At 40.1% G+C, this 10189-nt stretch carries 14 protein-coding genes and 1 pseudogene; 8 read left to right on the top strand and 7 right to left on the bottom strand.

The window, feature by feature from the left end; translation table 11 throughout:
* The 4 genes and pseudogenes from Q0296_RS05355 to Q0296_RS05340 all read left to right on the top strand — a co-directional run.
* Positions 1 to 625, top strand: a pseudogene (locus Q0296_RS05355) (malate:quinone oxidoreductase); the annotation flags it as partial.
* Between the two features lie 3 nt (positions 626 to 628).
* Complete coding sequence (locus Q0296_RS05350) at positions 629 to 949, top strand: nucleotidyltransferase domain-containing protein (RefSeq protein ID WP_148822761.1); 321 nt, start codon at positions 629 to 631, stop codon at positions 947 to 949.
* Complete coding sequence (locus tag Q0296_RS05345) at positions 942 to 1307, top strand: HepT-like ribonuclease domain-containing protein (protein WP_298037602.1); 366 nt, start codon at positions 942 to 944, stop codon at positions 1305 to 1307. The genes Q0296_RS05350 and Q0296_RS05345 overlap by 8 nt, the downstream gene beginning before the upstream one ends.
* A complete protein-coding gene (locus tag Q0296_RS05340; RefSeq protein ID WP_298037596.1) occupies positions 1304 to 1978 on the top strand; it encodes a DUF4272 domain-containing protein in 675 nt (224 codons plus the stop codon). The genes Q0296_RS05345 and Q0296_RS05340 overlap by 4 nt, the downstream gene beginning before the upstream one ends.
* 34 nt (positions 1979 to 2012) lie before the next feature.
* Here Q0296_RS05340 and Q0296_RS05335 read toward each other — a convergent pair whose 3' ends face one another.
* The 6 genes from Q0296_RS05335 to Q0296_RS05310 all read right to left on the bottom strand — a co-directional run bounded on the left by Q0296_RS05335 (position 2013) and on the right by Q0296_RS05310 (position 6309).
* Positions 2013 to 2843 (bottom strand): energy transducer TonB, encoded by an 831-nt coding sequence (locus Q0296_RS05335; protein WP_298037589.1) that lies wholly within the window; start codon positions 2841 to 2843, stop codon positions 2013 to 2015.
* Positions 2818 to 3201 carry a TonB system transport protein ExbD gene (exbD, locus tag Q0296_RS05330; RefSeq protein WP_103567691.1) on the bottom strand — a complete coding sequence of 128 codons (384 nt, stop codon included), beginning with the start codon at positions 3199 to 3201 and terminating at the stop codon, positions 2818 to 2820. Before exbD ends, Q0296_RS05335 begins: the two co-directional genes overlap by 26 nt.
* Positions 3188 to 3616: a TonB-system energizer ExbB gene (gene exbB, locus Q0296_RS05325; protein ID WP_298037579.1), complete on the bottom strand. Its 429-nt coding sequence runs from the start codon at positions 3614 to 3616 to the stop codon at positions 3188 to 3190. Before exbB ends, exbD begins: the two co-directional genes overlap by 14 nt.
* A gap of 220 nt (positions 3617 to 3836) precedes the next feature.
* Positions 3837 to 4493: an isochorismatase family protein gene (locus tag Q0296_RS05320; RefSeq protein ID WP_298037576.1), complete on the bottom strand. Its 657-nt coding sequence runs from the start codon at positions 4491 to 4493 to the stop codon at positions 3837 to 3839.
* Complete coding sequence (locus Q0296_RS05315; protein ID WP_298037574.1) at positions 4493 to 5479, bottom strand: ATP-binding protein; 987 nt, start codon at positions 5477 to 5479, stop codon at positions 4493 to 4495. Before Q0296_RS05315 ends, Q0296_RS05320 begins: the two co-directional genes overlap by 1 nt.
* Positions 5476 to 6309, bottom strand: a complete 834-nt coding sequence (locus Q0296_RS05310) for a DUF234 domain-containing protein (RefSeq protein WP_298037571.1) — start codon at positions 6307 to 6309, stop codon at positions 5476 to 5478. The genes Q0296_RS05315 and Q0296_RS05310 overlap by 4 nt, the downstream gene beginning before the upstream one ends.
* 110 nt (positions 6310 to 6419) lie before the next feature.
* Between Q0296_RS05310 and Q0296_RS05305 the strand changes: the two genes are divergently transcribed.
* From Q0296_RS05305 to thiE, 3 genes are read left to right on the top strand one after another with little or no spacing between them, the layout of a single operon-like run.
* Positions 6420 to 7748: an aminotransferase class V-fold PLP-dependent enzyme gene (locus Q0296_RS05305; RefSeq protein WP_298037564.1), complete on the top strand. Its 1329-nt coding sequence runs from the start codon at positions 6420 to 6422 to the stop codon at positions 7746 to 7748.
* The gene (thiD, locus tag Q0296_RS05300) at positions 7735 to 8493 is read left to right on the top strand and encodes a bifunctional hydroxymethylpyrimidine kinase/phosphomethylpyrimidine kinase (RefSeq protein WP_298037613.1); all 759 of its coding nucleotides are present in this window, start codon (positions 7735 to 7737) and stop codon (positions 8491 to 8493) included. Before Q0296_RS05305 ends, thiD begins: the two co-directional genes overlap by 14 nt.
* Entirely contained in the window at positions 8486 to 9097 is a 612-nt protein-coding gene (thiE, locus tag Q0296_RS05295) for a thiamine phosphate synthase (RefSeq protein WP_298037555.1), read from the top strand. The genes thiD and thiE overlap by 8 nt, the downstream gene beginning before the upstream one ends.
* A 126-nt stretch (positions 9098 to 9223) precedes the next feature.
* Here thiE and Q0296_RS05290 read toward each other — a convergent pair whose 3' ends face one another.
* Positions 9224 to 9481 (bottom strand): SelT/SelW/SelH family (seleno)protein, encoded by a 258-nt coding sequence (locus Q0296_RS05290; RefSeq protein WP_298037545.1) that lies wholly within the window; start codon positions 9479 to 9481, stop codon positions 9224 to 9226.
* A gap of 81 nt (positions 9482 to 9562) precedes the next feature.
* On the opposite strand from Q0296_RS05290, the gene Q0296_RS05285 reads away from it, so the two are divergent.
* Positions 9563 to 10114 (top strand): DJ-1 family glyoxalase III, encoded by a 552-nt coding sequence (locus tag Q0296_RS05285; protein ID WP_298037536.1) that lies wholly within the window; start codon positions 9563 to 9565, stop codon positions 10112 to 10114.
* Positions 10115 to 10189 lie beyond the last annotated feature (75 nt).

Here is a 10189-nt window from a genome sequence, read left to right as displayed (position 1 = left end):
TCTTAGCACGCTGCCAGTTGCTGGAAGCTTTTATTTCGCGAACAAGCGCCTACTAAACGGCAAAGTCTATATGGTGCAAAACGACAAGCTGCCATTTGCCGCACTTCATGGCGACCCAGATATCCTAGCTAATGGCAATACCCGCTTTGGTCCAACTGCCCTTGTCATACCAAAGCTTGAGAGATTTCACGGCTGTTCTAGCTTTTTTGACTTCTTAAAGTGCTTAAAATTTGACAAAAACGTCCTTGAAGTCTTTACAAATTTACTAAAAGACGAGGATATAAGGTCGTATATTTTGCGAAATTTCTTGTTTGAAGTGCCATTTATCAATAAAAAAGAATTTGTTAAAGACGCCAGAAAGATCGTGCCAAGCCTAAGTGAAAACGACCTAAGTTACGCTGTAAATTTTGGTGGCGTAAGGCCGCAGGTGATCGACCGCAATAAAAAAAGGCTAGAGCTTGGCGAGGGCAAGATCAGCACAGGCGAGGGCATAAGCTTTAATATGACGCCAAGCCCAGGGGCTACTAGCTGTTTTGAAACGGCAAGGGCTGATATGGAGGAAATTTGTAAATTTTTGGGCAAAAATTTCGACGAAGAGAAATTTAACGCCGAGTTTTTTGGGTAGGAAATGACAACAAAAAGTGAAATTTTAAATTTTTTATCATCGCAAAAAGAGAGGTTGTTTTTGCTTGGAGTTACCAAGCTAGGCCTTTTTGGAAGCTACGCAAAAGATAGGGCGGATGTTTTTTCTGATATAGATATAGTGATAGAAACAGATGCTAAAAAGATGGTAAAAAACCTTGGTAGCCCTTTTTTGGTAGTTACATTTTTAGATGATTTTAGAAAAAGCGTGTCTGGTAAATTTGGCGTTTTGGTTGATATATGTGACACCACGTCTATGTCGGCGCAAACTAAAGAAGAGCTTGTAAAAGGAGCCATTTATGTTTGAAAAAGCAAGTGTAGAGCATCTTAAAAAAATATCTCAAAAAATAGGCTCTATCTTAAATAAATGTAGCGGTGGCATATATGAGGCACTTCATGATGAGGATGTGCTACAACCTGCCATAATGATGCAGTTTGTTAATATCGATGCGCTTTTAAAAGGCATACAAGAGAGCAATGACCTTGAGGCTCTGGCTATTTTTACCAAAGAAGAGATAAGGGCGATTAGCACAACAAGAAATATCGCATCGCATGAATACGAAAGGCTAAATTTAGAGCTTATAGAGATAGCGATTAGGGATTATTTGCCTATTTTGAAAGAAAAAATAGATAAAACTATAAAAACAGAAGGAGAGTTCTCTTGAAAACAGCACAACAAAGAAAAGATGAGAACATAAAAATTTTAAAGCAAGAGGGCGTGGCGGTGCTTGAGAGCTTGCCGCTTCGCTATGAAAATAGTGAGGTTACGCCAAGAGATATTGACGAGGTAGTAAGGCGCGCAGTTTGTTCATTTACAGCGATCATGTGTGCTTGCACGATCCGTGATGAGGGCTCTTTGGGCGAAGAAAATATGGCGTGGGCAAAGAGCTTTTTAGGTGATGCCTACGAGGGACTTAGTATAAAAGAAAAAGAGGTCGTTGAGGATAGAGCTGATATGAAAACAGCCGTAAATATGGGCTGGAAATATGAGTCGCTTTGGGTGCTTCTTTGGGCGCTTGGCATAGCCGAAGATATAGGCCAGATGGATAAAATTTGTGACTGCGAGTTTGTGATGAACGTCTTTAGAGAGGGCGGGCTAAAAAGCCGCTCAAAGCTTCGCAGTATGGATGAAATTTTAAGCAAGCTTGATCTAGTTTATCGCTATCACTGGGCCTGCGTAGATGCAAGGGTAAATGGCAAAAAGGCGCCTGGACTTGACGAAGAGGTCGTTATGGAGAGACGAGCAGGGCTTGAGTGGCTATGCTGCAAAGGGCAAGAAAATGACGACTTGAGCGCTGAATTTAACTGCTGGGACTATCCTGATCTAAACACTTGATATAAGAAATTTTAAGCTCAAATGAGCTTAAAATTTATCTTAATGTAAATGCTATAGGAAAGCGAAGATAGCGAGCTTCTTTTGGCTTTGGAAACTCAGAGCTTGCTTTTTTGACATTTTCTAAAGCACCATTGTCAAGCGACTCAAAGCCTGAACTTTTAGTAACCTTTAGCTCGTCTATGCTGCCGTCTGTTTTAAGCAAAAATCTAACTTCAACAACGCCTTGATGCTTCATCCTTCTAGCGTTATTTGGGTAGTTTTTATGCCTTTTCACAGCTGCTATAACCTTGCTAAAGTCCTCATCGCTTTGCGCGTTTGATAAATTTAACTCTTGGGCTACTTTTTGAGCTGGAGCTGAGGCGATAGACTTATTATTTGCTGGTAAATTTGAATTTACAACAGGTGCTGGGGTCGCGGTAGGAGCTGGCGCAGTGATAGCAGGTGTTGGCTCCACCTTTGGCTCAATTTTTGGCTCAGGGCGAGGCTCAGGCTTTGGCAGCGGCTTTTTCTCCACTTTTTTAGGTTCAGCTTTAGGCTTTTCTATCTTTTTTGGCTCTGGTTTTGGTAGTGGCTTTGGCTCGACCTTTGGTTCAGGCTTAGGTTCTGGCTTAGGAGGCTCAGGTGGTGGCGGTGGAGCTGGAGGTGTTGGCTCTGGTATCATCACTTGTTCGCTTATCTGCGGAGCCGAAGTTTGCGGCACTGGAGTGAATGAATTTAGAGCTATTTTTATAGGTTTTTGCTCGCCTATCTTTATCTCACTAAAGTTATGTGAAAGCAAAAAATAAGCCGCTGCTACATGCACTATCGCCGATACTGCTAAGCCACTATAGTTTGAAATTTTACTCAGAGACTGTTTGGATTGCAAAGTTTTCGTGTCCCTTTTCTTTTAATATATCTATGACTTTCACAAAGCTCTCAAATTTAGCGTTTTTGTCGCTTTTTAGCTGCACTAAAGTCTTAGTATCAATGGCATTTAGCTTATCTTTCAGCTCATCTTCCGAAATTTCCGCATCATCTATAAAAAATTTATTATCTTTATCGATAACGACACTCACTTTTTTCTCGTCCTCTTTTATCTGCTCTGTACTGCTCGCACTTGGTAGATCAACTGCGATCTTGCCTTGGGCGATGAAGGTCGAGATGCTTAGCACGATGGCTAGCAAAACGAGCATGATATCGATAAATGGGACAATATTTAGCCCATCTTTTTTATTTAGACGCATTTTTGGCCTTGTATCTGTTTATCATGACATCGACTTTTCTAACAAAGCCGTTGTAGATCATAAGCGTTGGGATCGCCACAAGTAGGCCAAATGCGGTCGCTTTTAGCGCTAAAGATAGACCGATCATGATACTTTTTGTATCGATGCCGCCAGCCATACCCATGTCGTAAAATGTGATCATTATGCCAGCAACCGTGCCAAGAAGTCCGATATATGGGGCGTTTGAGTAGATAATGTAAAGTGTGGTTAAATTTTTTGTCAGCGCCTCATCGAACTCTTTGATGTTTTTGTAGCTATTTATATCGACGCGTGAGTAAAAAATGATACGCTCTATCGTATACCAAAGCACAAAAAAGCTCATAACGCCCAAAATGCCGATGATTATATAGTCAATGTTGTGTTTTAAAAGTTCCATAATATCTCTTATTTTTAAAATTTGAGCGTGATTATAACTATATTGATAGTTAATGTCAAATATATTGTAAAAATGTAACCTAAAAATATTTTATAAGAAAAGAAATTTAAAGAGAATAGATCTGAAAATTAGCGCAAAACTACGTTATTAATTATATTAATTACGATAGATAAGCGCTAAATTTTATAACTTGATAATTGTTTTTAATATAAATATATGGCTAAATTTCTAGCTTTTTTACTACACGTGCGTTTAGTGCCATTTGCATGTGATGTAAAAATACATTTTGATAAAAATCACCACTATGCCCTGGGGCGTCGTAGGTTTGGACTAAATTTGCAGGCACGATGATCTCCCTTTTTAAATTTTGCTCATTTGCGCTAAGTCTTAGGTGAGAAACAAGCTGATAGATGCACATATCGGTGCAGTCGCCCATTACGACAAAGCTATCAAATTTACTTATAAATTTATTAAACTCCTGCGAGTAAGCGATGCTAAGTGAGTTTTTATAAAAAGTCTTCATCTCATTAAAAAAGTCTAAATTTCTTAGCTCATCAACTGCCTCTGCCTCATTTTGCCCTTTTAAAGCATGAGCTGGGAAGCTCGCAAACTCAGCTGAATTTGGCTCATGAGCATCCTGGATGAGGATGAAGTTTTTAAGGTCAAATTTATCCCTTGCTAGTTTAAAAGTATCTGCTATGCCCTTTGAGAGCTCACCCACACGCTTGCTAGCTAGTGCGCCTTCACAACAAAAGCCATTTATCATATCAACGCTTATAAAAGCCACTTTTTCGCTGCCATTTTTAAAAATTTCACTAAATTTAAGCGCCTTTAGGCCATTTTGCCACGCATTTAGCTCATCTAAAATTTCACTCATCACTTCTCCTTTATAGGTAAATTTATACAAAATGTCTTTGGCTCAAGGGTTATCTCTATGCTGCCCTTGTGCGCCTCTATTATCTGCAGGCAAAGGTGCAGCCCTAGGCCATTGCCCTTTAGCTTGCTCGTCTTAAATGGCTCAAAGACGATGTTTTCATTTTTTATAGAAACTCCGCTGTCATAGACTATAAATTTATGTTCATTTGGTGTCTTTTCGTAGCTTAGTCTCACCACACCTTCGTCGTTTTCGTCCTCTTCGATGGCGTCTATGGCGTTAAATAAAATGTTTTGAAAGACCATCGCGATGAGGTCAAAGTCGCCACTATAAAGGGCATCAGGGAAATTTAGCTCAAAAGTTATATCTTTTGAATACTCATAAAATTTAAGCGCCTCCTCGCACTCGCTTTTGATATCTAAAAAGTTAAATTCCTTTGGCGTGATACTAAGCCCTTTTGTAAAAAGAAGTGTGGCTTTGATGATGCGCTCAACTCGCCAGATCCCCTTTTGTATCTGCTCGACGATAGGCAAAATTTTTGGCTCAGCCCTTTTTAAAAGGGTGGAATTTAAAAGCGAGATAGAGCCTATTGGGTTTCTTATCTCGTGAGCTAGGTGCGCTGCTACTTGACCCATCGAGGCTAGGCGCTCGGTGCGTTTTTCCTGCGTTATGTCGGTAGCTGAGATGATCTTTTTATCATCTTTGACCACCTTTTTTACAAGATAAATTTGTGAGCCAAAGTTTAGCTCGCCCTCATCTTTTGGGACGAAATTTAGCGCTTTGCCAAGCTTTTGCGCCTCTGAGTTTTGCAAGAAAATTTCATCATTTTCATCAAGCACCCAAATGGCATTTGGCAAAATTTCCACGATATCTTTTATAAAACCTTGCAGGCCCATATAAGAAGCGGTCAAATTTTTATACTCACGCTCTATCAGATAGGTCTGCTCTATCAGGCTTTTTAGGCCATTTTGTATATCGATATCACTCACAGCAACTCCTCATAATCTTTTATCTCATAAAGCCTAAGCCGCTCATCTTTTAAGCCCAAAAGCTCGTTGCTAAAGCCACTTTTTGAAAAAAGCGCCACGATATCAGGCTTTATGCCTAGCCTTTCGCACTTATGAAGGACTAAATTTAAGACATTTTTGCAAATTTTTCGCTCTTTGTACTTTGCTTCGCCAACTATTATCTTGCCATTTATGCTAAAAAGCATGTCTAGCTCTATATTTTTGCTCCAAAATGAGCTTAGTAAAATGCCGTTAAATCCAAGCTTTTTAGCCATTAGCTCGCTACTTAAAAGCTCAAAGCCAAGGCTCGCGTACTCGTCAAATTCTCTTCTTATGAGCTCTAAAATTTCCTCACTCTTACCCTCTTTTAAAAGGCTTAAATTTGGCTCGATAAATCTAAACCAAAACCTTGAAAAATGGCTGTTAAAATGAATTTTATCCTCTATCTTATAAGCTCGCTCGCTCTTTTTTAAAATTTGGCGTTTGTTTTTTACTCGTGGCTTTTCTTGGCTCTTTTCAAGCACTAAAAAATCCTTACTAAAAAGCTTTGCATAGACCCTATTTGTCATGCTTTGGGGCAAAATTTTATTTACGCTAAATTTCTTCCTGTCGCTTCTAGCTAGCTTAATGAGAGCCATTTTGATGGCCTCGCCGCTGTCCTCGTCAAAGTAAAACCTAGCCATCAAATTTTTATAATCATCTAAAATTTCAGCCCTAATCGCCTCAAAAACATCGTAGTATGAGCCCTTTAATAAAAAGTCATCAAAAACAAGATGAAATTTTATAACTTCAGCAATACTAAGGTGCTTCATCCGCTCAAATGTCGATTTTATGGCTAAAATTTCGTATCCTTTGTGTGGCGGATTGTAGCATATTTTTAGAAAATTTTAATTATAATCACGCAAAAACTAAAAGGCTAAAGTTGGTAAATTTAGAGCACATTAGAAGAGATATTATTTTAAAAAAAGGGATACATTATTTCGACTACACCGCCTCAGGACTTGCGTATAAACCCATCGAGGACGAGGTCGCTGATATCTTAAAAACCTATGCCAACACCCACTCGCTAACATCATCAAACGCCTATAAAACGCAGCTTTTGTATGATAACGCTAGAAGCGAGTTAAAGCGCGCACTGGGGCTTGATGATAGATTTTACCTCATAGCCACTGGATACGGTGCCACTGGTGCGATCAAGAAATTTCAAGAGCTTTTGGGGCTTTACGTGCCTCCAGCTGCTAAAAGAAGATTTGATCTAAAGCCAAATAACGACTCGCCGCTAGTTATACTTGGTCCTTACGAGCACCACTCAAATGAGATCAGCTTTAAAGAGGCGCTTTGCGAGGTTGAGCGCATCAGGCTCGCAAAAGATGGCGGTATAAATTTCGGGCATTTGGAGCAAATTTTAAAGATAAACCAAGGGCGTGAGATCATCGCTAGCTTTAGTGCCGCCTCAAACGTCACAGGCGTCATAAGCGACTACAAGCAAATTTACACGATGGTGAAGAAATTTGGCGGTATCGTGGCATTTGACGTGGCGAGCCTTAGTGCATATGCAAATTTAGACTGCGACTACTTTGACGCGCTCTTTATCTCGCCGCACAAGCTTCTTGGCGGAGTTGGCAGTTGTGGGCTACTAGCTATCAAAAAAGTGCTAGCAAATGACGATGTGCCAAGCTTTGCAGGTGGTGGCACGGTAAGCTATGTGAGCAAAAACTACCATATATTTTTAAAGGATCAAGAGGCACTTGAAGAGGCTGGCACACCGCCTATTTTGGGGCTTATACGTGCAAATTTAGCCTACAGACTAAGAGAAGAGATAGGGCTTGCTACCATTTATGAAAACGAGAGCGAGCTTAGCGACTACTTTTGCCAAAGGCTAAGAGAAATCCCAGAGCTTATAAGCTACTGTCCGGCAAATTTAAAGCGACTTGCGATATTTTCATTTAATGTAAAAAACGTAGCTCCATACGAGCTTTCAAAAATTTTAAGCAAAGAGTATGGCATACAAACACGTGCTGGCTGCTCGTGCGCAGGCTCATACGGACATGATCTTTTGGGGCTAAAAGAGGATCCAAGCTTCACCCACAAGCCAGGTTGGGTGAGAGTTAGCCTGCACTATACGCATACCTTTGAGGATATTGATTATTTGGTGAGTGCGATAAAGAAAAGTATCGAGAAATACGCACTTTCGTGGCAGGTCAAAGACCCTTTTGACGTAAAAGAGATAAGTGGGTGTGTGGGTGAGTAAGAAAAATGTTTTGATAGTTGCGGGAAGCGACAGCGTCGGCGGTGCAGGAGTGCAGGCGGATATAAAAAGCTGCGAGGCATTTGGCTGCTTTAGCGCAAGCGTCATCACAGCCGTGACCGCGCAGAATACAAATGGCGTTAGCAGCGTGCTTGCGATGCCAGCAAAGATGGTGAAAGCTCAGTTTGAGATGGTGTTAGCCGAGCTTGATATAGACGCTGTGAAGGTTGGCATGCTCTTTAACGAGGAGATAATAGCCGTTGTAAGCGGGTTTTTAAAGGAGTTAAGAGCTAAAAATGTGCCAGTTGTCATAGACCCAGTTTGCGTGGCAAAGTCAGGCGCAAAACTGCTTGAAGACGCAGCGATCGAAGCGCTAAAAGAGCTTTTAAAGCTCGCAAACGTCGCCACGCCAAATGTAGATGAGGCTATGATTTTGGGGATTGACTTTGCAAATTTGCCTTGCGATATGGTGCTAAAGAGAACAAAAGTCGATGAAATTTGCGAGGATACGCTCTATCTAAAAGGCGGCGAAGTGGTGAAATTTAGCGAGGAGCTTTTTGAGCCTAGAGTGATGCACGGCGCAGGATGTAGCTTCTCAAGCTCGCTAGCGGCCATTTTAGCGCAGCAAAGTGATCTAATAAGCGCCATAAAAATGGCTAAAAAATTTGTTGCAAATGGGATAAAAAATGCTCATAAAAGTAAATTTGGCGCACGGCTTATAGACCATAAAGCAGGGCTTAATGGCTGAAATTTACGCTATTAGCGATGATATTTTAATGCCTGAAAATTTGGCTTTGCGTTACACTAGAGAAATTTTGGAGTGCGGGGTTAAATTTTTTCAGTTAAGGTCAAAAAAAGCGGTCAAAAATGAAAGGCTCGTAAGTGAAATTTTAAATTTATGCGAGAAATTTGATGCGAAATTTATCGTAAATGACGACGTTAGATTTGCTAAAAAGATAGGCACAAAGGCCGTTCATCTAGGCAAGGAGGACGAGGGCATAAAAGAGGCGTTTGAAATTTTAGGCAAGGACGCATATGTGGGCGTTAGCTGCTATAATGATATAAGCTTAGCCATAAATGCCGCTAAAAACGGAGCTAGCTACGTTGCTTTTGGCTCAGTTTTTGTAAGCCCTACAAAGCCAAATGCCCCAAAATGCGACCTTGAGGTGGTTAGACAGGCAAAGCAAATTTTAAACTTACCTGTTTGCGTGATAGGCGGCATAAATGAGACAAATGTCGGCTCGCTCTCTCTTGCCAAACCTGATCTTATCGCCGTCATCTCGGCGATCTACAAAGATGACAACATCAAAGAAAATATCAAAAATTTACAAAAGATAATCAAAAATTTTTAAATTTATAAGAAAATATTTATTTAGAAGCGTTTTTTTGGATTGTAAGTTCTAAAAAAGACGAGATAAATTTTAAAGAGTAAATTTGAGACAAAAGAACGAGGCAGTTGCCTGCCCCGCTAGTTAGCATTAAGCCGACTTTTCTTTGAGATATTTGTTTATAAGAGTTGTGATCTCTTCGCCGTGAGGAAATCTTGACTCATCGTTTCCGATGCGATCTTTCTTAGAAAATACAACATCTCCATTAACCTCGACGATGAAATTTCCACCATCTCCTACAACCAACTCGACTCTTGCATCACTAAAGTTCGTTTTTATTTCATCTTCTACACGAGAAGCTACCGGACGATAGTTTCAAGAGTTGCAGTAAATAATTTTTACTTGCATGCTCTGTCCTTTCTTGTGAAATAAGCTTTGATTATATAAAATTTATCCTAACGAATAGATAACACGAGAAAGGATGATTTTATGAAAAAGGTAGCCGTAATCCTAGCTGATGGTTTTGAGGAGATCGAGGCGCTAACCTCTGTCGATGTTTTACGCAGAGCAGGTGCGATAGCATCTATCGCTAGCTTAAAGGATGCGCAGATCAGAGGTGCTCACAACATAAGTGTAAAAGCTGATGTCACACTTCGTGAGGTAGAGGAGCTAGGCTATGATGCGATCGTGCTTCCAGGAGGTCTGCCTGGTGCAGAAAATCTTGCAAATGACGCCAAACTAAGAGAAATTTTGCAAGAATTTGACAAAAAAGGTAAGCTAATTTGTGCCATTTGTGCCGCTCCTATGGTGCTTGAGCGAGCTCGTGTGCTAAAAGAGCATTTTGTTTGTTATCCTGGTTTTGAAGAAAATGTAAGAAGCGACAAAAGAGGCTACGTTAGCGATAAAAACGTGCTAAAGGATCAAAACATCATCACCGCAAAGGGCCCTGCATTTTCTATGGAATTTGCGCTTTTTATAGTGAAAAATTTGCTTGGCGAAGAGGTCTATCTTAAAGTAAAAAGTGATTTACTTTATAAATAGTTTATAAAAATATTGTAATATTTTATTTTAATTATTCTACTTAAACTTAAGAATAATTTTTGTTTAGTGATAGAT

The organism is uncultured Campylobacter sp. (genome assembly GCF_937890585.1).
Classification (GTDB): domain Bacteria; phylum Campylobacterota; class Campylobacteria; order Campylobacterales; family Campylobacteraceae; genus Campylobacter_A.
The sequence above is the reverse complement of the archived record's forward strand: the minus strand, read 5'-3'. Positions and strand labels throughout refer to the sequence as shown.